1 protein-coding gene (only partly in view) is annotated in these 23,689 nt (G+C 68.8%); it reads right to left on the bottom strand.

Features of this window, described 5'->3' with window-relative positions:
* Window positions 1-121: 121 nt before the first annotated feature.
* Window positions 122-23,689, bottom strand: the 3' portion of a protein-coding gene (locus tag Y590_RS11225) for an LEPR-XLL domain-containing protein (protein WP_060769912.1). It continues 22,383 nt past the right edge of the window; 23,568 of the gene's 45,951 nt are visible here — the last part of the coding sequence; the start codon falls outside the window, past its right edge; its stop codon occupies window positions 122-124.

Raw genomic sequence — 23,689 nt, 5'->3', positions numbered from 1 at the left:
TTCGGCGGCGGTCGCGGTGGCCGAACCGTCCGCGTTGCATCCGCGACCATGATCGAAGCCGCCGCCCGATCAAAGTCGGACGGCGGCTTCGAGGTCTCGCTGGCGGCCTTGTGGGCCGCGATCACTTCATCGGCATCGTCGGATCACCGAAGCGCTTGGCGAGGAAGAGGATGTCGTCCTCGCTCTTCGCCTGCTCCACCAAGCTGCCCTTGGCCTCGTCGAAGAACCACGTGTCGTACTTCGACGGGTTGGAGACCGGCCGGCTGGCGCCGCGCAGGACGATGTCGCCGCCCTCGATGGAACGGATCACCTCGTTGGCCAGCAGCGGCTTGTGGGCGATCGCCTCGATCGTGGCCGGGCGACCGGCGACCGAGGTCGGCGTCAGGGTGTTGGCCGCCGTCGCCGAGAAGGACGGCAGGGTCACCCCGGCATCGAACGACCAGATCGCCCGCTTCTTGTAGAAGCCGATGACCTTGATGCCGCTGTCGCCTTCGCTGACCTGATCCGCTCCGGTCTGCGAACCCTGCGGAACCCCATATTGCGGTGCTGAAACGTTGAGCCCGAGCGGGTTGGCAGCGGAAGCGCCGTAGGTCTGAGCGTAGGTCGCCAGCGACGAGGCACCCCATTTCCCGGCGACGGCAACGCCGTAGTGGAAGTTGAGGAACTGCGTTCCGACGCCGGCCGTGTTGATCACACCGATGCTGTTCGGGAACATCAGAGGCGTGAAGCTCCCCTGCAGCATCCCGAGGTTGGTGGGCAGCAGCACCGTGAAGGCGTTCGGCCCGACCATCCGGCCGTCGGCATCGACCGTCGGCACGAGCGTCGCCTTCGCACCGAAGGTCCGGTTGCTGCCCGCACCACCCGAGATGATGTCCTCACCCGCCTTGATCGCGCCGGCATAGACGCCGGAGGCCGGCTGCGCGAGGTCCGGCACGCCCAGGATGAAGCGGATATCGAACAGCACGCTCTGCAGGTCGAACCGGGCATCCCTCGGAGCCGCGATCCAGCCGCGGTAGCCCGCAGTCAGATTCTGCTGGCCGCCGAAGCCGAAGGGGCTCCTCCAGGCGAGGCCGCCGTAGAGCGGGTTGCGCCAGCTGACGACGCTCCCCGCCAAGGCGTCCCACGCCGAGCGGTTCCAGGCATCGAGATCCCCCTCGAGGCCGGTCGCACCGGCGCCGAGCACGCGGGCTTCGACCTGGTCACGATCCTCGCCGAGGGTCGCGGCCGTCACGCGCTGGCTCTGCGCCGCATTGGCGGCCGGCAACTGGATGAAGCCGGTATCGCCGATCAGCAGATCGTTGCCGTCGCCGCCGTCGATCCGGTCGTTCCCGCTCAGGAAGCTGTCGCCGCGCGAGGCGATGGAGACGATCCAGTGGAGGGCGACCGACTTCAGATCGACCGGGAAGTCCGCCGCGAGGTGCTGCTGCATCGCGGAGAACCGCTCGGCGGCGCGCGTGAACACGGCCGCCTCGACCTGGGCCGCAGCGGACGCGGTCGCGGGATCGTGGACGGCGAGGCCGCGCGCCACGCCGGGCTGGAACATGACGAGGGTGTCGCCGACCACGAGGTCGTCGCCCGCGCCGCCATCGATGCTGTCGTTGCCGATCGACACCACGTGGTTCTTGCCCATGCCCTCCGGCAGGCCGTAGGCGAGGATCTGGTTCAGCGGCAGTTGCGCCATCGCCTCCAGCTTCACCGTCACCGCAGCCTGCGCGACCCGGCCCGTCATGGCGAGGTCGGTGATGACCGAGCGCATATCGGAAAGGGCATCGCTGAGCGCGAGGGCCGCGTCGATGGACAGGCTGCGCAGCGGCCCCGATCCCTGCACGATGGTGCGGGCGGCATCGCCGACGATGAAGTCGTCGCCCTCGCCACCGGTGATGGTGTCGTTGCCATAGGCGATCGTCCGGCTCGGGCCGCCCTGCAGGAGGTCGACACCGCGGCTGAGCGTGGCGAAGACGCCGAGCAGATCGGAGACCGAGGCCGACACCTTGTCGATCTGGCCGTTGAGCGCGGCGTAGGCCGTCACGTCGAGTGTGTAGGTCTCGCTGCTGTCCCCATAGATCGTGTCGTTGCCCGCGCCGCCCTCGATGATGTCGTTGCCCGCCAGCACATTGTTGGTGCCGTAGAGGCTCGGAACCAGCGAGGCAGTGACGGTGAGCAGCGCGCCATCACCGCGCCGGATCGGATCGGACCCGGCGATGTCGGAGACCACGCCCGCCATCGAGGGATACACCTCGATGCGCGGAGCCCCGGCGCCGAACGCGCCGGGCAGGAGGTTGAGGGCCGGCACCACGACCTCGCCGCCGAGCGGCAGAACGAGGCCGGTCTCGGCCGCGGCACCGATCAGCCGGATGGCGTTGACGATGGTCGGCTTGTCGGAGGCGATCTCCGACAGGTTCGAGGCGCGGTCGCCGTAGATCAGGTCGTCGCCGGCCCCGCCCATCAGGGTGTCGTTGCCGCGCTGGCCGAACAGCACGTCGTTGCCGTCGCCGCCCGCGATGATGTCGTCGTCGGCCCTGGCCAGCGAGACGGTCAGTGCGGAGGTCGCCCAGGCTCCCCCCGCCGCGGTCAGGCGCGTGCCCGACCCGTCACGGGCGCCCACTGCGAGGACGAGGTCCGCCTGCGCCAGCTTCTCGGCGAGGTCGGCCGTGCGTGCGGCAGCCGACTGCGCGTCGGTGGCGATGGCAGCGGTGACGGTGCCGATCTCCTCCAGCACCACGTCGCGGTGCCAAGTGCCGTCGCTGTTGAGGACCGCCGCGCCGTCCTTGGTGAAGGCGCGGACGATCCGGCCTTCGTCACCGAGGAGATAGTCGACATCGGTGCCGCCATCGATCCTGTCGCGGCCGAGGCCGCCCACGATCTCGTCGGATCCTTCCTCACCGTAGATGAGGTCGTCGCCCATCTGACCGAAGATCCGGTCATCCCCCGCGCCGCCGGCAATCGCGTCGTTGCCGCCGACGAAGTCGATGAGGTCGAAGCGCAGCACGTCGCGCATCACCGTGTCGGCGAAGGTGCCGGGATTGCGCTGCCACGTGACCGACTTCACGTCGTCTACGAGCACGTTGCGGGTGATGACGCCGTTGTCGCCGAGGATCACATCCGCGCCGACGCCGCCGTTGATGAGGTCGTCGCCGTCGGCCCCGCCGAGCACGTTGTGACCGCCGGTGATGTCGTCGTCCCCCTCGCCGCCGCGGAGCGTGTCGTCGCCCTGCTGGCCGTAGAGGAAGTCGTCGCCGGCGCCGCCCTCGATCGTGTCGTTGCCCCCGCCATCGGTCGCAGCGGCAAAGATCGAGACCGCGCGCTGGTTCACCGGCAGAGCCCGGTCGTACAGCATGTGATCGCCGAACAGTACGTCGTGTCCGCCGCCGCCGAGGATCACGTCGGCCCCGGTGCCGCCGGCCACGAAGTCGTTGCCGTCGCCGGCTTCGATGCGGTCGTCGCCGCCCGCGAGCGGATCGGTGGAGGCCACACGCCGGATCACCGCGCGACCCGCGGCCAGGGCGAGATCCGCCCGGCCGTTGTCGCCGAGGATCATGTCGGCGCCCGTGCCGGTGATGATGCGGTCCGCACCGACACCGCCCAGGACGAGATTGTCGCCGTTGCCCGCCACGATCTGGTCGTCGCCGCCCGCGCTCGGGTCGATCGTTTCGAGCACGACCATGACGCCGCCGGAGAAGCCGGCCCGGCCCTGGTCGCCGACGATGGTGTCGTTGCCCGTGCCGGTGGCGATCGCGTCACCGCCCAGACCGCCGAGGACGAGGTTGTCGCCGTCGCCCGCCCGGATCGTGTCGCCCGCGCCGTTGAGCGCGTCGAGTGTCGTCACCGAGGTGATCACACCGAGCTCAAACCGAGCGTCACCGCTGTCGCCCAGCACGATGTCCGCGCCGGCTCCGGTGTCGATCGTGTCCGCGCCGACACCACCGAGGACGAGGTTGTCGCCCTCGCCCGCCCGGATCGTGTCGTCGCCACCCAGAGCGGTGTCGGTCGAGACCGCCTGCGCGAGGCCGTCGGCGTCGCGGCGCACGAGGCCGCTGTCGCCCAGGATCACGTCGCGGCCGGAGCCGGTCTCGATCACGTCGGCATCCATGCCGCCGATGACGATGTTGGCACCCTCACCCGCCTTGATCGTATCCCGGCCGCCGATCCCGGCATCCAGGCTGCGCGCCTGGACGAGACGGCCGCCCGCGTAGAGCACCTCGCCGCTGTCACCGAGGATGACGTCCGCACCGATTTCGGTCGTGATCGTGTCGGCGCCCGCGCCGCCGAGGACGAGGTTGTCGCCCGCGCCCGCCTCGATGGTGTCGTCACCGCCGATGGCCGTGTCCAGGCTCTCGGCCCGCTCGATCAGGCCCTTCGCATCGAAGCGGACCTGTCCGGCATCGCCGAACACCGTGTCGCGGCCCGAACCCGTCACGATCGTATCGCCACCGGCGCCGCCGAGCACGACGTTGTCGCCCTCGCCCGCCCGGATCTCGTCCGCATCGCCCACACCCGCATTCGTCGTGCGCACGAAGACCGGAATGAGGGCCGAGAGTGTCACCGCCCCGTTGTCGCCGAGGATCACGTCCGAGCCCGAGCCCGTGCTGATCGTGTCGGCGCCGACGCCGCCGATCACCACCGAGCCGCCATCGCCGACCACGATCACGTCGCGGCCACCGACCTCCGGCGCCGTCGAGGTGATCTCGACCGGCCGCGCGGACGCGTCGAGATCGACGCTGCCGTTGTCGCCGAGCACCGCCGAGCGGCCCGCGCCGAGCGTCAGCTTGTCGGCACCCGAGCCGCCGAGCACCACGCCGTTGCCGGCGCCGAGCGTGACGGTGTCGTCGCCGGACACGGCGACGTCCGTGCTCTCGACCCGAACCGGGCTGCCATCGGCGAGCCGCACCGAGCCGGCATCGCCGAGCATCACCGCATCGCCGGACCCGCCGTCGATGAGGTCGCCGCCGGCGCCGCCGATGACGAGCTTGCGGCCGTTGCCGAGCTTGATCGTATCGGCCGCGCCGAGAGCCGGGGTCAGGCTCTGCACCAGGGTCGGCACGCCCGCCGCGTAGTCGAGCTGGCCGCTGTCGCCGAGCACGGTCTTGCTGCCGTCGGCCGCGGTGATCGTGTCGGAGCCGAAGCCGCCGAGGATCGTATCGCTGCCGTCGCCCGCCGTGATCGTGTCGTTGCCGCCCAGGCCCGTATCGCTGGACAGGATCTGCGCGAGCAGCCCGGCCGCGTCGTAGCTGACCGAACCGAAGTCGCCGAGGATCACGTCGGCGCCCTTGCCGGTGGCGATCGTGTCGGCATCCGTGCCGCCGATAACGAGGTTGTCGCCGTCGCCGAGGAGGAGCGTGTCCTTGCCGCCCTCGGTCGGAGCCGTGCTGGCAAGGCTCACCCGCACGCCGCCCGCGAAGACCGCCACACCGTTGTCGCCGAGCACAGCATCGTTGCCGCCAAGCATCGTGATCGTGTCGGCGCCCGCGCCGCCGAGGACGAGGTTGTCGCCCGCGCCCGCCTCGATGGTGTCGTCACCGCCGATGGCCGTGTCCAGGCTCTCGGCCCGCTCGACCAGGCCCTTCGCATCGAAGCGGACCTGTCCGGCATCGCCGAACACCGTGTCGCGGCCCGAACCCGTCACGATCGTATCGCCACCGGCGCCGCCGAGCACGACGTTGTCGCCCTCGCCCGCCCGGATCTCGTCCGCATCGCCCACACCCGCATTCGTCGTGCGCACGAAGACCGGAATGAGGGTCGAGAGCGTCACCGCCCCGTTGTCGCCGAGGATCACGTCCGAGCCCGAGCCCGTGCTGATCGTGTCGGCGCCGACGCCGCCGATCACCACCGAGCCGCCATCGCCGACCACGATCACGTCGCGGCCGCCGACCTCCGGCGCCGTCGAGGTGATCTCGACCGGCCGCGCGGACGCGTCGAGATCGACGCTGCCGTTGTCGCCGAGCACCGCCGAGCGGCCCGCGCCGAGCGTCAGCTTGTCGGCACCCGAGCCGCCGAGCACCACGCCGTTGCCGGCGCCGAGCGTGACGGTGTCGTCGCCGGACACGGCGACGTCCGTGCTCTCGACCCGAACCGGGCTGCCATCGGCGAGCCGCACCGAGCCGGCATCGCCGAGCACCACCGCATCGCCGGACCCGCCGTCGATGAGGTCGCCGCCGGCGCCGCCGATGACGAGCTTGCGGCCGTTGCCGAGCTTGATCGTATCGGCCGCGCCGAGAGCCGGGGTCAGGCTCTGCACCAGGGTCGGCACGCCCGCCGCGTAGTCGAGCTGGCCGCTGTCGCCGAGCACGGTCTTGCTGCCGTCGGCCGCGGTGATCGTGTCGGAGCCGAAGCCGCCGAGGATCGTATCGCTGCCGTCGCCCGCCGTGATCGTGTCGGAGCCGCCCAGACCCGTATCGGTGGACAGGATCTGCGCAAGCAGCCCGGCCGCGTCGTAGCTGACCGAACCGAAGTCGCCGAGGATCACGTCGGCGCCCTTGCCGGTGGCGATCGTGTCGGCATCCGTGCCGCCGATAACGAGGTTGTCGCCGTCGCCCGCTGCGATCGTGTCGGTCGCGCCGATCTCCACATCCGTCGTACGAACGAGGATCCGCTTGCCGTCGGTGCGGAAGGTGGCAAGGCCGTTGTCGCCGAGCACCACGTCCGCGCCGGAGCCGGCGGTGATGGTGTCACTGCCGAAGCCGCCGAGGATGACGTTGTCGCCGTCGCCCGCCACGATCGTGTCGTCGTCGCCGCGGTTCGGGTTCAGCGTGGCCACGCGCACGAGACGCCCGCCGGTGAAGCTTGCCTCGCCGAAGTCGCCGAGGATGAGATCCGCACCCGTGCCGGTGGTGATCTCGTCACGGCCCGCGCCGCCGAAGACGATGTTGTCGCCGTCGCCGCCGCGGATGACGTCGCCTGCGCCGCGGCGCTCATCAGTGGTGTAGATCTCGCGGACGAGACCGTTCTCGAAGGTCACGACGCCCATGTCGCCGAGTACGAGATCGGCGCCCGAGCCTGTGGTGATGTCGTCCGAGCCGGCGGAGCCGATCACGATGTTGTTGCCGTCGCCGCCCTTGATCACGTCGCGGGCGCCGTCATCCGGATCGGTCGAGGCGAACGCCACGCGCACGCCCTGCTCGAACAGCGCATAACCGTTGTCGCCGAGGATCACGTCGTTGCCGCCGAGCGTGGTGATCGTGTCCGTGCCCGTGCCACCGATAACGACGTTGTCGCCACCGCCCGCCTCGATCACGTCGTCGTCACCGAAGGTCGGGTCGAGGCTCTCGGCGCGCATCAAGCGGCCCTGAGCGTCGAAGGTGAGGCGGCCGTCATCGCCCAGCACGATGTCGGCATCGGAATCGTCCCGGCCGGCATCGATCGTGTCGGCGCCGAGGCCGCCGAGCACCACGTCGGCGCCCGCACCGGACCTGAGGACGTCTCGCGTTCCGCCATCGCGGCTGCTCTGGACGACAGCACGGATCCCGAGTTCGAACCGGACGAGGCCGTTATCGCCGAGCACGATGTCGCCGCCGATGCCCGTGACGACCGTGTCGCTGCCCGAACCGCCGAGCACGATGTTCTCGCCGTCGCCGGCCTCGATCCGGTCGTTGCCGGCATCCGTCGTGTCGGTCGAGGCGAACGCGACGCGCACGCCGGCCTCGAACACGGCGTAGCCATGGTCGCCGATGACGACGTCGTTGCCGCCCAAAGCCGTGACGACATCATTGCCCGCGCCGCCGATGACGAGGTTGTCGCCGCCGCCCACCTTGATCTCGTCGTCGTCGCCGAAGCCGACGTCGAGGGTTTCGGCCCGCTTCACGCGGCCCTGCGCATCGAAGGTGATCTGGCCGTCGTCGCCGAAGACCACATCGGCATCGTCGTCGGCTTGTCCGGCATCGATCGTGTCGGCACCGAGACCGCCGAGCACCACGTCGGCGCCCGCACCGGTGGCGATGGTGTCGCGCGCGCCGCCATTGCGGTCGCTGACGATGCGGGAACGGATGCCGAGTTCGAAGGTGGCGAGGCCATTGTCGCCGAGCACGATATCCGCGCCCGCACCCGTGGTGATGGTGTCGCTGCCCGAGCCGCCGAGCACGACGTTGTCGCCGTCACCGGCCTCGATCCGGTCGTTGCCGCCGTCGCCGGTCTCGGTCGAGGCCACCTCGACGCGGACACCGGCGGCGAACAGAGCGTAGCCCTGGTCGCCGAGCACGATGTCGCTACCGCCGAGCGCGGTGATCACGTCGACACCCGTGCCGCCGATGACGAGGTTGTCGCCGCCGCCGACGTCGATGGTGTCGTCGCCGCCAAAGCCCGGATCGAGGCTCTCGGCCCGCTTCACGCGGCCCTGACCATCGAAGGTCACGTGGCCGTCGTCGCCGAACACGACATCGGCATCCGTATCCAGCCGGCCCGCATCGATCGTGTCGGCGCCCAGGCCGCCGAGCACCACGTCGGCGCCCGCACCCGTGGCGATGAGGTCGCGCGCCCCGCCGTTGCGGTCGCTGACCACCCGCGCCCGGATGCCGAGCTCGTAGGCGACGAGACCGTTGTCGCCGAGAACGATGTCGCCGCCCACGCCCGTGGTGACGGTGTCGCTGCCCGAGCCGCCGATCACGACGTTGTCGCCGTCACCGGCCTCGATCCGGTCGTTGCCGCCGTCGGCGGTCTCGGTCGAGGCGAACTCGATCCGCACGCCGGCCTCGAACACCGCGTAGCCGTTGTCGCCGATGACGATGTCGCCGCCGCCGAGCGCCGTGACCGTGTCGGCCCCGGTGCCGCCGATGACGAGGTTGTCGCCGCCGCCGACCTTGATCTCGTCGTTTCCGCCGAAGCCGGCATCGAAGCTCTCGGCACGGATCACGCCACCGGTCGCGTCGAAGGTGACGTGGCCGTTATCGCCGAACACGATGTCGGCGTCGGTGTCGGCCTGGCCGGCATCGATCGTGTCGCCACCGAGGCCGCCGAGCACGAGATCCGCGCCGGCTCCGGTGGTGATCGTGTCGGAGGCACCACCGATCCGGTCGCTGACGATCTCCAGACGGATTCCGCCTGCAAAGCGGATCGTGCCGTTGTCGCCCAGCACGACGTCGGCGCCCGCGCCGGTCGTGATGGTGTCGGTGCCCGAGCCACCCAGCACGACGTTGTCGCCGTCGCCGACCTCGATCCGGTCGTTGCCGGCGCCCGTGGCATCGGCCGAGACGAAGACCACGCGTACGCCGGCCTCGAACTCGGCGTAGCCGCCATCGCCGATCACCGCGTCGTTGCCGCCGCGTGCGGTCACGACGTCGCTGCCGGCTCCGGCAATGACCACGTTGTCGCCGGCTCCGACATCGATCGTGTCGTTGCCGCCGAAGCCGAGGTCGAAGCTCTCGGCCCGCTTCACGCGACCGCTGGTCTCGAAGGTGGCGCGACCGTCGTCGCCGAGCACCACGTCGTTACCGCCGAGCGCCGTGATCCGGTCGGCACCGGTGCCGCCGACCACGATGTTGTCGCCGCCGCCGACATCGATGCTGTCGTCGTCACCGAGGCCGAAATCCAGGCTCTCGGCGCGCTGCACGCGGCCCTGGCCGTCGAAGGTGACGTGGCCGTTGTCGCCGAAGACGATGTCGGCGTCGGCATCATTCTTTCCGGCATCGATCGTATCGGCGCCCAGACCGCCGAGGACGAGGTCCGCGCCGGCTCCGGTGATGATGGTGTCGGCAGCACCGCCGTCACGGCCGCTCGTCAGTTCGAGGCGGATTCCGCTTGAGAAGGTCACCGCACCGTTGTCGCCCAGCACGACATCGGCACCCGAACCCGTGGTGATGGTGTCGGAACCGGCGCCACCGAGGATGATGTTGTTGCCGGAGCCGGCCTCGATGCTGTCGTCGCCGCCGCTGGTCGGATCAACGCTCTGAGCGAGCTTGACGCGCCCCAGCTCGTCGAAGGTGACGTGGCCGTTGTCACCGAAGACGATGTCGTCGTCCGCATCGTCTTGGCCGGCATCGATCATGTCGCCGCCCAGGCCACCGATGACGAGGTCGGCGCCGGCACCGGTCCGGATCGTATCGCGTGCGCCGCCGGCCGGATCGCTCTTGGCCTCCAGGCGGATTCCGCCTGTGAACGTCACGAAGCCGTTGTCGCCCAGGACCACATCCGCGCCACCGCCTGCGGTGATCGTGTCGGAGCCTGCGCCGCCGATGACGATGTTGCTGCCGCCACCGACGTCGATGCTGTCGTCGCCGCCGGCTGTCGGATCGGTCGCCTCCGCGCGGATCACGCGGCCGAGGCCGTCGAACGTGATGTGGCCGCTGTCGCCGATGACGATGTCGTCGTCGGCATCGAGCTTGCCGGCATCGATCGTGTCGCCACCGAGACCGCCGATGACGAGGTCGGCGCCGGCACCGGTGACGATGGTGTCGCGCGCGCCGCCCGACAGGTCGCTCTTGGCCTCGAAGCGGATTCCGCCTGCGAAGATCACACTGCCGTTGTCGCCCAGCACGATATCCGCGCCGGCCCCCGTGGTGATCGTGTCCGAGCCCGCGCCGCCGAGGATCAGGTTGGCACCCGCGCCGCCCAGGATTTCGTCGTCGCCGCCGAGCGTCGGATCGACGGTCTCGGCGAGCGAGACGCGGCCGAGGGCATCGAAGGTGATGTGGCCGTTGTCGCCGAAGACGATGTCAGCGTCCGTATCGTCCTTGCCGGCATCGATCGTGTCGCCGCCGAGGCCGCCGATGACGAGGTCGGCCCCCGCGCCGGTGACGATGATGTCGCGACCGCCGCCGCCGGCGCGCTCGCTGAGAGCCTCGCGCAGGACGCCGTCCACGAAGTCGACGGCGCCGTTGTCGCCGAACACGAGGTCGGCGCCGATGCCGGTGGTGATGGTGTCGCTGCCCGAGCCACCGAGCACGACGTTGTCGCCGTTGCCCGCGCGAATCGTGTCGTCGCCCGCCACGCTCTCGTTCTTGGTCGAGACACGCACCAGCTTGCCCTGCGCGAAGGTCGCCGCACCGTCGTCGCCGAGGATGATGTCGAGACCGGCCCCCGTGGTGATGTCGTCGGCGCCGACGCCGCCGAACACCACGTTGTCGCCCTCGCCCGCCACGATGGCGTCGCCGCCGCCGAAGGTGGATTCCATCGTCTCGATCGAGACCAGGACCCCGTTCAGGAACACGGCGCTACCGTTATCGCCGAGGATCACGTCCGTGCCCGATCCCGTCTGGATCTTGTCGGCCCCGACGCCGCCGATGACGACGCTGCCGCCATCGCCGAGGGTGATCTCGTCGCGTGCGCCGGCCGTGGCGGCGGTGGTCGCCGCCTGGAGCACGCGGCCCTGCGCGTCGAAGGTCGCCTGACCGTTGTCGCCGAGCACCGTGCTGCGGCCGTCGCCGGCCGAGATGATGTCGCTGCCCGAGCCGCCGAGGATCACGGCCACGCCGTCACCCACGGTGATCGTGTCGTCACCGCCGACGTTGTCGTAGGTCGTCTCGACCACGATCGGCAGGCCGGCGGTCGTGAGCCGGGCATGGCCGGCATCGCCGAGGATGACGTTGGTGCCGGTGCCGAGCTTCACGCCGTTGCGGATGCCCGCGGTGATGCTGTCGCCGCCGGCACCGCCGACGACGGTGTTGCGTCCGCTGCCGAGAGCGATCGTGTCCGTGTCGCCGACCTCCGGGCTGATGCTGGCGATCTCGACGATGATGCCGGCCTCGAAATCGGCCTGACCGCTGTCGCCGAGCACGACGTTGTTGCCGTCGCCGATCGTGATCGTGTCGCGGCCCGTACCGCCGAGCACGACGTTGTTACCGTCGCCGATGGTGATCGTGTCGTCACCGCCGATCGCGGTGTCGAAGGAGAGCGCCCGCTGGATCCGGCCGAGGGCATCGAAGGTGACGATGCCGTTGTCGCCCAGGATGACCGCGCCCCTGTCGCCGCCCTTGATCGTATCGCCACCCATGCCGCCGAGCACGACGTTGTTGCCCGCGCCGAAGGTGATCGTGTCGCCGCCGCCGATGGAAGGCGCGGTGGTGGCGATCCGCGCCAGCACGCTGGTCGTGAACCCGTCCGTCACCGTCACGGTGAAGTCGGCCTCGCCGCTGTCACCGAGGATGACGTGGTTGCCCGCGCCGGTGGTGATGGTGTCGCCACCCGCGCCGCCGATGATCCGCGAGGCGCCGTCCTCAGCCGTGATGATGTCGGCACCGCCGACCTCGGGCGTGATCGATTCGATGCGCTGGGCACGGCCGTTGCGGAACACCGCCTTGCCGCTGTCGCCCAGGATCACGTGGTTGCCCGCGCCGACCTTGATCGTGTCCGCGCCCGCACCGCCGAGGATCGTGGTGTCGCCCTCGGTGGCCTCGATCGTGTCGTTGCCGCCGATCTCGGTCGCCGTCGAGGTCACCGTCGCGATGATGCCATCGACGAAGGTGGCCGAGCCGCTGTCGCCGAGCACGACCTGCGTGCCCTTGCCGAGCGTGATCCGGTCCGCACCGGCGCCGCCGAGCGCCGTGACGTTGCCGTCCTTGGCGGTGACGGTGTCGTTGCCGCCGATGCCGGGATCGATGCTCTCGATCGAGACCAGCGCGCCCGCGGTGAACACGGCCTTGCCGTTGTCGCCGAGGATCACGTGGTTGCCCGCGCCGACATCGATCGTGTCGGCACCCGCGCCGCCGATGATCGTGGTGTCACCGTCGGATGCGGTGATCGTGTCGCCGCCGCCGATCGCGGTCGCGATCGAGGTGATGGTCGCGATCTTGCCGTCGATGAAGGTGGCCGAACCGCTATCGCCGAGCACGACCTGCGTGCCCTTGCCGAGCGTGATCCGGTCCGCTCCCACGCCGCCGATCACCGTGGCGTTGCCGTCCTTGGCCGACACGGTGTCGTTGTCGCCGGTTTCGGGATCGATGCTCTCGATCGAGACCAGTGCGCCCGCGGTGAACACGGCCCGACCGTTGTCGCCGAGGATGACGTGGTTGCCCGCGCCGACATCGATCGTGTCGGCGCCTGCGCCGCCGATGATCGTGGTGTCGCCATCAGACGCCTTGATCGTGTCGTTGCCGCCGACCTCGGTCGCCACCGAGGTGATGGCCGCGATCTTGCCGTTCGTGAAGGTGGCCGAACCGCTGTCGCCGAGCACGACCTGCGTGCCCTTGCCGAGCGTGATCGTGTCCGCGCCCGCGCCGCCGATGACGGTGACGTTGCCGTCGCCGGTCTCGATGCTGTCGTCGTCACCGACGGCCGCTTCGTCGTCCGTGGTCTTGATGCTGGTCAGGACCGGAACCGGCACGGTCACGCCGTTGATGATCCGCGTGCCCGGGACGAAGCGCGCCTCGCCGGTATCGCCGAGGATGACATGCGTGCCCTTGCCGACGGTGATGCCCTCCTTGCCGGCGCCGCCGATGATCGTGGTGTCGCCGTCGCTCGCCTTGATCGTGTCGGCGCCGCCGGTCGTCCCGGCGGTGCTGCGCAGGCTGGTCAGGACGCCGCTGTCGAACACCGCCTCGCCGTTGTCGCCGAGGATGACGTGGTTGCCCGCGCCCACGGTGATCGTGTCGGCTCCGAAGCCGCCGATGATGATGTTGTTGCCGTCGGTCGCGGTGATCAGGTCGCCGCCGCCGATGCCGGTATGGGTCGAGACGACCCGGCTGACGACGTGGGTTCCCTCGAGCGCGATGCCCGCGGTGGCCGAGCCGTCCTGGTAGATCTGGCCGTGATCGCCGACGATGACGTTGTCGCCGCCCTTGGCGTCGATCGTGTCGGTGCCCGCGGCCCGCGCCTGATCGATGAAGGGATCGGCGATCGTCACGATGCGGCGGACGTCGTCGAGGTTGAGGCTGGAATCGCCGAGGATGGTGTCCGCAGCCGGTCCGCCGACGATCGTGTCGTTGCCGGTGCCGCCGGCGATGATGTTGCGCCCCTTGCCGCCGGTGATCGTGTCGTTGCCGGCGCCGCCGTCGATGATGACGAGGCCGGTCGCGCCCGAGGCATCGATGATGTCGTTGAGGCTGACGATCGTGTTGTCGCGATCCAGGGTCCCCTCATCGCGGAAGCCGTAGCCGCGTCCGGTCTGCTTCTCGAAGGTGGAGTCGTAGCGGCTGCCGTCGGCGGTGGTATCGCCGAACAGGGCGAGCGTGCCCTGCGAGCCGGTCACCGTGATCGTATCGGCGCCGCCGCCGCCATGGATCGCGGTGAGGGTGCCGACGGCCGTGCCGGTCACCGTGACCGTGTCGGCGCCGGAGCCGAGCAGCAGCTCGACCGACCGCATGCCGCTATAGGTCACGCCGCCCTCGAAGGTGCGCACGGTGTTGCTGCTGCTCGTGGCCGTGGTGACGTCGTTCGTCGACATGCCGAAGCCGTCGATATGCGTGGCACTCACCGTGCCGGAGACGCCCGCCGTCGTGGAGTCGTTGTAGAGCGTCACCTTGTCGAAGTCGGGCAGCCCGTCATCGACGATGTTGCGGTCGACGACCGGGTTGTTCTCGCCCGGCAGGACGATGGCCGGGGTCAGCGAACGGCTCTCGGGGCCGACACCGCCCTCCAGAACCAGCGGTCCCTCGATGCCGCTGAGCTCGTGCGGCTGACGCGAGAAGGTCTTGAGGTCCGAGGTCGTCCGCGCGCCGTTGGGATCGCGCGCCACGGTGACCCGAACGGCCTGGTCCCAATCCGTCGCGGTGAAGGTGATGGTGGCCGGGTTGGTGCCGTCGGCCGCCTTGAACCGGCTGTCCGCGCTCGACGTGATCGTCTGGCCGTCTCCGGCCAGCGTGATCGTCACCGGCGCCTTCGGCGGCATGGTCAGGACGACGTCGTAGTAGGACGTCTGGTTGGGCGTCACGACGACGCCGCCCTCCTTGGGCGTCACCACCACGCCGGCGGTGTTGCCGTCGGTCACCTGCACCCGCACCACTGGCTGGCCGACGAGCGCCGCCTTGAAGAAGCCCTCCGTGGCTCCGCCGTTCATGGTGCTGGTGACGGTGTGGGTAATCTCCGCGACGAAGCGGTTCTCGGGCTTCAGGTCTGCCGGGGAGGAGACCAGCACCGTCTGCGGCTGGTTCCAGTTGGCCAGGGTGAAGATGAGATAGGCCCGGCCGTTGCCGTCCTGCGGCAGCAGGTTGCCGTTGCCGTCGGAGAAGACGACTTCCGTGCTCGACACGTTGAGCGTGACGCGCACCTCCTCGCCGACCAGCGGGGCATTGTTGAGGACGACGGTGTAGCTGTCCTTGTTCTGGGGCTTGTTGCCGTTGCCCTCGATGACCGACGTCGCGCCGCCGCTCTCGGTGATAATCAGCCCCGGCTTGTCGTTGTCGATGACCTTGACCAGCGTGTTGCGGACAAAGGTGCTGTTCACCTCCGCGTTGGAGCTGATCACCGAGTGGCCGATCGCCACGTTCTGGTCGCCCTCGAGCGCCGTGTCCGACTTGGCACGGACGAAGACCGTCCGGTCGGCCGTCCAGACGTAGGTGTTGCTGGCGTTGTCGAAGACGGCGGTGAAGCGCAGCGTCAGCGCATCCGCCCAATTGATGCCGTCCGTCGAGATCTCGACAGTGCCCGCGTTGCCGGCCAATGCGCGCATCTGCGCCGAGGATTGCGCGGCCGAGACCGTGACCACGGCCCAATCGGTGCTGGTCAGGGCAGTCGTCTTCGGCGCGGGCGGTGCGATCTTGTAGGTCCCGACACTGCTGCCGGTGGCATCCGGGGTCGTATTGCCGGAATCCTCGCGCAGGGTCAGCCCGCCGCCGTCGCTGACGGAGCCCGCATCGGCCGCCGAGACCGACGCGTTGATGCCGGGCACGAACAGGCCGTTGAAGGCCGGGTCGGTGCTGCTGATCGTGTGATTGATGACCGCCGCGTTGCCCTTGGCGTCGCGGGCGACGACCTCGCCGCTGACGTCGCCGGCGACGTGGAAGGTGTCGCTGCCCAGGCCGCCGATCAGCGTGGTGACGACGCCCGCCGGGGTGGAGAGCACGTAGAAGGTGTCGTCGCCCTCCAGGCCGTCGACCTCGACCGCTTGGATGTTGGTGAAGCGGATCGACAGGCCGGCACCGAAGATGCCGTCGCGCGTCACCACGAAGGTGTCGGCGAACTCGGTACCGAGCGCGACGATCTTATTGAAGCCGGAGCCGCCATCGATGTCGAGCGGCGCGTTGATGTTGTACTCGATCCGGTCGTTGCCGGCACCGGCATTGAGCTTGATCTTGTTCTCGGATGCGGTGGCGAAGGCGCGCACGATGAAGACGTCGTCGCCGTCCTCGCCCTCGAGACGCAGATCGGCCTTGTTCGAGTAGATCTGGAAGGTGTCGTCGCCGACACCGCCGTAGATCACCGTCGGGATCGAGATGCCGCGGGACAGGTAGCCGCCGAAGGACAGTTTCGTCGTCTCGAAGGCGTCCTCCACGAGCAACCCGTTGGGGACGTCGCGCGGCGTCGCGAAGACCTGGCCCACTTGGAAGAAGTCGTTGCCCTCGCCGCCATCGATGGTCATCAGCGCGGCGTTGTCGTCCATCGCGAAGCGGTCGTCACCCTTGCCGCCTTCGACGATGATGCGCCCGTTGATGCTCATGTCGTAGTTGATCCGCTCGACGACGGCGTTCACCGGGTAGGTGCCGTCGGCATTCGGATGGACGAGCGCGACGAAGTTCCGGCGCATCAGGAACTGGTCGGCGGCATCGGTGCCGAGGATCGTCAGGGTGTCGACACCACGGTCGGGATTGCCGGAATCCGTCACGTTGATGCGGTAGGACGAGGCGCCGGCCACCTGGATGCGGATCGTGTCCGTGTCCTGGCCGCCGTCGATGTCGAGCGTATCGGTGGCGCTACCGGTCTTGCTGGTGAGCGAGGGCAGGCGATCGACGTTGATCGTGTCGGCGCCGTCCTCACCGAAGACCTTCGTGTTGCCGGCGATCTCGCTGACGGCGAGGTCGAGCCTGTCGTCGCCAGAACCGAGGCGAATGGCCGTGGCCGCAGCGCGGACCCGGCCGCGCAGGGCGAACCGGTCCTGGCCGCCGAGGCTGGTCAGCGCCAGGGTCGAAGTGGCGATCGTGGTGCCGAGCAGCGTGAGGGTGTTGTTCCCCGCGCCGAGATGCACATCGATGGTCTTGCCCGTGATCGTCGCGGTCCGGAGCGGTGTCGCGCCGTCGAGCGCCGCATCGACCACGGTGTCGTTACCCGAGCCGGAGACCAGGCTGAAGCTGTCCGCGGCGGCAAGCGTGCCGGCGAGTGCGATCTCGTTATTTCCGTCGCCGAGCGCGATCGTGATGGTGCCGGCCGTCAGGTCGAGCGCATCCGTGACCGTCTGGCCGACCTTGCGGTGATCGCTGACGATGTCGAGGCCCGAACCGGTGGTGAGACGGAAGGCGGCGGCGATGCGGTAGATACCGGCGAGGGTGACCGTATTGGCACCGTCGCCGAGGTCGATCGCGAGCGACTTCGCCTCGACGCTGGCCTTCTCCACCGCGCCATTCGCGACCCGCAGGTCGGTCAGCGTATCAGTGCCGCCCGCGGCGGTGATCGTGAAGGCGTCGTCGATCTTGTAGGTGCCGGTCAACGTCAGCGCGTTGTCGCCCGCGCCCGCATCCAGGGACATCGAACCGGCCCTGTAGTTGCCCTTCAGGTCGATGATATCGTTGCCCGCACCGGTCCTGATCGTGAGCGCGTTCGTGACCGTGTAGGTGCCGGCCAGGGTGATCCTGTTGTTCCCGGCGCCCGCATCGAGGGTGTAGCTGGCGGCCTTGATCCCGCCGTTGAGGGTGATGACGTCGTCGGCGCTGCCGGTGATGAACGCCATCGCCCCCGCGATGTCGTAGCCGCCGACGAGATCGGCAGTGTTGACGCCGTCGCCGAGGTTGATCGACAGCGAGCCGGCCGTGATGTCGGTCGTGAGCGTGTCGGACAGGGTGTCGATGCCCGACCCGCCCACGATCGTGAGGGCGCCAGTGATCCGATAGGTGCCATCCAGCGTCAGGTCGTTCCTGCCGGCCCCAGTCCCGGCGGAGAGTTCCATCGAGCCGGCCGTGTAGCTGCCCTGAAGGTCGATCCGGTCGTTGCCCGCGCCGGTGCGGATCGTGAGGGCGTTCCGCGCCTTGTAGACACCGGAGAGCGTGAGGCGGTTATCCCCCTCGCCCGCGTCGAGGGTGACGCTTCCGGCATCGACGTTGCCCGTCAGGCCGATGATGTCGGCGCCGCCCAGCGTCGTGAGCTGCACGGCATTGGTCACGACATAGGTGCCGCCGAGCCCGACCGTGTTCGCGCCCGCCCCGAGCGCGATCGTCACCGAATCCGCGCCGACCTCGGCCTTGCGCGTGATGCCGCCGGTCACCTGCGTATCGGCGAGCGTGTCGCTGCCCGAACCGGCGCCGATGATCAGCGCGCCGGTGGAGTAGGCGCCCACCATCGTGATCTTGTTGTCGCCCTCGCCGGCGCGCAACTCGATGGTGCCGCTGCGCGTGATCGCGCCTTCCGTGACCGTCGCGGCCGTCGCCCCACCGCCGATCGTGCGCTGCCCCGTCGTGAAGGTGCCGTCCAGCACGATCTCGTCGCCGTTGCCCCCGGACTCGATCAGGATCGAGGAACCGACGAAGGTGCCGGACAGCGTAATCTGGGAGGCCGTGTTGTCGGGCGTACCGCTCGCGCTGAAGTCCGAGCGCAGGGTGATGGTGCCCTTCGCCTTCACGACCGCGCCGGCCTCGACCACGAGGTTGTCGCCGGCGTTCAGCGTCACCGAGCCGCCGGTCGAGAAGATCGTGACGCCGGCCTTGACGGTCAGGTCGTCGCCGGACGAACCCGTTTCACCGGCCTGCTCGATGATGTCGCCGGACGAGACGATGTCCTTGTCGATCGTCAGCGGGCTCGACGTGCGGATGCCGATCCGGCCCCGAGCCGCCTGCAGACCGGTGGTTTCGCTGGTGACGCCGCCGACACGCAGGCCGCCGATGTTCCACAGCCAGATATCGCCGTTGATCGAGCGGGCTTCGAGACCACCATACTGATCGCCGTCGAGGCTGCGCATGTTGGCGACAATGCGCTTGGTTTCCGAGCCGATGCTGCCGGAGGCGACGAGATAGGCCTTGCCGGAACGGAGGTTGGAGCTGCCGCCGGTGGTCTCGTTGTAGTTGGTCGATCCGTTGAGGATGCTGCCGGCCACCGCCGTGACGAAGGCCGTGCGCTGCGCGTCGGTGCCGACGCTGGCGAGGTAGAGATCGCCCGCGCTCTCCAGCACGTAGAGGTTGCTCAGGCCGCTCTGAAGCGTGACGACGCCGTCGGTCGTGCGATCGACGTTGCTGTCGATCTCGAACTCGTCGCCGGCGACGCCGATGCCGTCGAGGGCGGTGAGCGTGATCGAGTGGCCGCTCACATTGGCACGGCCCGAACCGGCCACCGGTGCGGAGTCGATGTCGCGCGGGTCGGAGAGATCGCCCGCGTCGAGGATCGAGGCCTTGGCCGCCAGAACCACGTCACCCTTGGTGGTGACGGCCAGCACCTTCATGCTGGTTTCCGTCTCGGTCAGAACGATGTCGCCCGTGGCGCCGGCCCGGACGGTGCCGGTCAGCTTCATCTCGATGGCGTCGCCCTTGGCGCCGATCGAGCCGGCGGCCTTCAGGTAGACGTTGGCCGCGACGATCTTGTTGGTGTCCGTGTGGACACCGTCGAGGATGCTGCCCTTATCCGAGACGAAGGTGACGTTGCCGCCCTGCGAGAAGGCGGATTCCAGGTTCAGATCGCCGTTGCGGGCGGTGACGAAGATGTCGCGCGCCGCACGGACCGCCAGGGTCGAGCCCGTCGTCAGATCGATGCCGATCACCCGCGTCGCGGTGCCGACGCTGCCGTCCCCGCCTTCGAGGACGGTGTCGCCGCCCTTGATGTTCACCGCATCCGCCGCGCCGCCGTTGAGAAGGCCCGTGGAGGACTTCAGGCGGATCTCCTTGCCGGAGACCGATTCCACGCGGCCCACGGTCAGCACGGCGGCGGTGTTGATGAAGATCTGGGTGTTCGCCGTCACGTCGAGGGCACCGGTGCCCTCGATGACGACCGCCTTGCGCTTCTGAATGAGCAGCTTGGTGATCTGATTGAACGGATTGCCGGCATCCTTGGCCGACTGGAACAGCACGACGCTGCGGGCGCTCTCCGTCTTGAACGTGCTTGCGCTCTCGAGGATGAGCGTCGAGGCGCTCGCCTGCTTGATGGTGAAGCTGGTGTCCTTGGTGGTCGCGTTACCCGACGTCACGCCGAAGGTGCCGGCGACGCCGATCAGCATGCCGTCCTTGAAGCCGTCGCCGAGGAAATTGCCCGACGCGCGGGTGATGACCGACACACCGGTCCCGTCGGTGGAGCGCACACCCACATTCACGGTGACGCCGGTCTCGGCCACGAAGAGCTGCGTCGCCTCGAGCCGGATCACGGAGCCGTTGACGGACGCGATGCGGTAGACGCTTGTGGAGGCCGCGCTGGTGTTGGCGGTGCCGCCGGCGATGTAGAGCGTGCTGCCGACCGTGTAGGTGCTGTCCCACGCCGTGCCGTCGGTGCGGGTCAGAACACCCTGGTTGGTCGCCGTGTCGTTGCTGAAGTTGACGGTCAGGGTGGTCGGGGCCGCCTTGAGCAGGTCGAAGGCGACTTCGGCGGTCACGCGCGGAGCCTCGCCGGTGACGGCGATACTGACCCCGATATCGATGTTGCGGGCGACGCCCTGGCTGCCGAAGACCTTGTCGACGGTGATGACGTTCCCGACGACGCTGATGATCTTGTAGCCGACCGAGCTCTCGGCCGATGCATTCGGCGTCACGCCCCCGATGTAGAGCGTGCCGTCGTAGAGCTTGCCGTTCTTGTCGAAGAAGACGCTCGTATCCCAGTTCGCGCCGTCCTGGCGGGTCACGGTGCCGTTGTTACCGGACTGGCCGAAGATGACGTTGGTGGTGATCGGAGCCTTCGTCAGGAAGACGAGGTCGCTCCGCTCGGCGGCGCCGAGATCGATCTGCTGATCCGGGGTGAGCGGCGCGGCACCGGGGCCGATATCGATCAGGCTGGTTCCGCTCACGGAGCCGACATTGCCCGAGGTCACGATTCTGATGTTGGCGCCCTTGATGATCGGGTCCTGCTTGTCGACGATCGTGCTGGTCGTCTCCTTGAGCAGCCCCTGGCCGACGGCGCTCAGCAATTCGTCCTGCGTCCAGCGCTTGATGCCGGCGTCGATGGCATCGGCCGTCGCCTTGTCGATGAAGAAGGCGGGGGCCGCCTGCTTCGCGGCGGTCAGCTTGTTCGTATTGGGCGTGTCGGCCGTGTTGTAGGAGCCCGGCAGGCTGTTGAAGAAGGCGTTGAGCGAGCGGTACTGCGCCGTGAGCGCCGCCGACCGCAGACCCTGCGCCGCGGTGCGGGCCGCGTCGATGGCGGCTGAGCTGAGGTTCTCCGTCTCCGCCGCGGTGCGGGCCGCGGCCACGGCGTCGATGAGCGCCTGACCGGCGAGGCGCGGCGCGAAGGCGGCGTTGTAGACGCTCGGATCGACCTGCTGGTTGCGGTAGCTCCAGTAGGCTTCGTAATCGGCCTGCACGGCCGTCGTCTCGGCCGCGACCGTCGAGGCGTCGTAGCTGTCGCCCAGCCCGCCGAAGCGGAGATGAAGCGCCGCATAGGTCGCCTTGAGCGCGGCTTCCGCCGCCGCCACCTTGCCGGAAGTGGCCAGACGCAGGGCTGCCTCGCCGAGGGTCTGCGAAAGCGCCTCCTCGGTGAATTGCGCGGTCAGGGCGGTCAGCTCGGCGCCGCTGATCCGGCTCGACCCGTTCGCGAGATAGGTGCTGTAGAGGTCGTAGGCCGCGCCGAGCTTCACCACGTAGTGATTGCCGAAGCCTGCGAAGACGGCATCGAGATCCGTGTAGGCCTGCGATTGCAGCGTCGTCGCGTCACCCGCCTCACGCATCTGCCAATACTGGTCGTACTGGACGCTGAAGTTCGAGACCTTCGTAGCGTCGAAGCCGTCGAAGACCAGCTTCAAGTTGTTGAAATCGATGGTCCGCGAGTCGCTGATCTGCTTGATCTGCGCGGTGACGTAATCCGTCAGCACGGTCCCCGAAAGCTTGGTTCCGCGCGCCTCGGCCTCGATGGCCGTGGTGTAGAGCTGCCCGATCTGGGCCTCGGTCAGACGGGTGCCCTGATCGGTCTCGAGCTGCGTGATCTGGGCCGTGACGCGCGCGATCAGCGCATCGCCGGAAATCGGGGCGGCACGCGTCGCGGCCTGCATCTTGGCGAGCGCCGACGCGGTCGCCTGAACCGTGTAGGCCGAATCGAAGCTGCCGCTGTTCGGCTGCGTGCCGCGGATCGCCCAATAGGTGGCGTAATCACCCGAGAGGTCGGCGTGATAGACGTCGCCGTACTGACCGTACTGGGCGTGCAGCACCCGGTACTGCAGCGTCCGGTTGGTTTCGAGCGTCTTGACCGCGTTGTCGACGTAGGTCTTCACCGCGCCGGCTTCGGTGATGCCCGCATCATTCGCCTGGCTCGTGAACAAGGCGGTATAGTAGGCGCGCTCGCCGGTCTTCTCGCTGAGGGTAACCTCGAAGCGGCTGTCGTAGCGGGAGGGGTCGGCCTGCTGGTTCCGATACCCCCAGTAAGCGTTGTAGTCGCGCTCACGGGTGCTCTCGTAAGCGCTGAGCGTGCGCTCGAACTTCAGCTTCGCATCCTCGGTGGTGAGAGCGAGATCCTTCCACACGCCGTTGATGAGCTGGGACGCCACGCGGTCGTCGCGCACGACGACGTTGTTGACGTTGAGCAGATTCCCGGCGTCGACCTTGATGTAGACGTCGCCGTTGGCCGTCAGGCTGTTCAGGCGCAGGTCGCCCGAGAGTTCACGGATGCCGACCGAGCGGGCCGCCGTGATGTCGGTCTTGTCGCGGGCGGTGGTGCCGCCGTCGAGCTTGATCGGGGCCGCCTCGGAGCCGAAGCGACCGCCCGCGATCACCTTGATGGAGCCGCCCGAAACCACACCTTCGCCGGCTATGGTGACGCCGCTCGTGGACACGAGCTTCACGTCGAAGCCGCCACCCGCCGCGATCTTGTCGATCCCGAGTTCGTTGTCGACGGTCCGGACGTTGAGGTTGATGTTGCCCGCGGTGGTCGTGGCCTTGAGCGTGTTGCCGGCCCCGATGGTCGTGACGTTGAGCGCCTGATCGGTGACGTTGCTGCCATTGCCGACCCCGATGCCGCGCGCCGCCTGCAACGTGACGCGCGATCCGGTGATGGCCGCGGTCGAGCTGAGATGCTGGATCGTCCCGCCAGAGGTGATCGTCGTGGTGCCGTTGTCGTTCTTGATGCCGCCGGCGATCAGCACGCGGCCGGAGCCTTGCGAATCGATGCTGACGGTGCCGGTGCGGTCGCCGGTGAAATTGATCTTGATGCCGTAATCGGCCTGCAGGCTATGAGTCGCCTGTTTCTCGGTATAATCGATCGCCTGCAACTTGGTGTAATAGGTCTTCTTTCCGTACCAAGTGCTCGTCGTCCAGCTCGCGACTTCCTTCGGCTTCTCGGCCGAGCGCGTATATTCGGGCGCGCCCAGGAAGGCGTAGCCCGACTTGCTGGTATCGATATAGTAATAGGCGGATTCGGGCTGCAGAGCGGCCGGCTCGGTGATCTCCTTGTTGAAGTCGCTCAGGGGGGGCGGATCCTTGGCGAAGGCATCAATACCGAGCCAAGCCGATGTGCCCCTCGTCAGCGTGTAGGTGTTCTTGGCGCCCTGGCCGATGGTGAAAGCGTAGCG

The sequence above is a fragment of the Methylobacterium sp. AMS5 genome (assembly GCF_001542815.1).
Classification (GTDB): domain Bacteria; phylum Pseudomonadota; class Alphaproteobacteria; order Rhizobiales; family Beijerinckiaceae; genus Methylobacterium.
The sequence above is the reverse complement of the archived record's forward strand: the minus strand, read 5'-3'. Positions and strand labels throughout refer to the sequence as shown.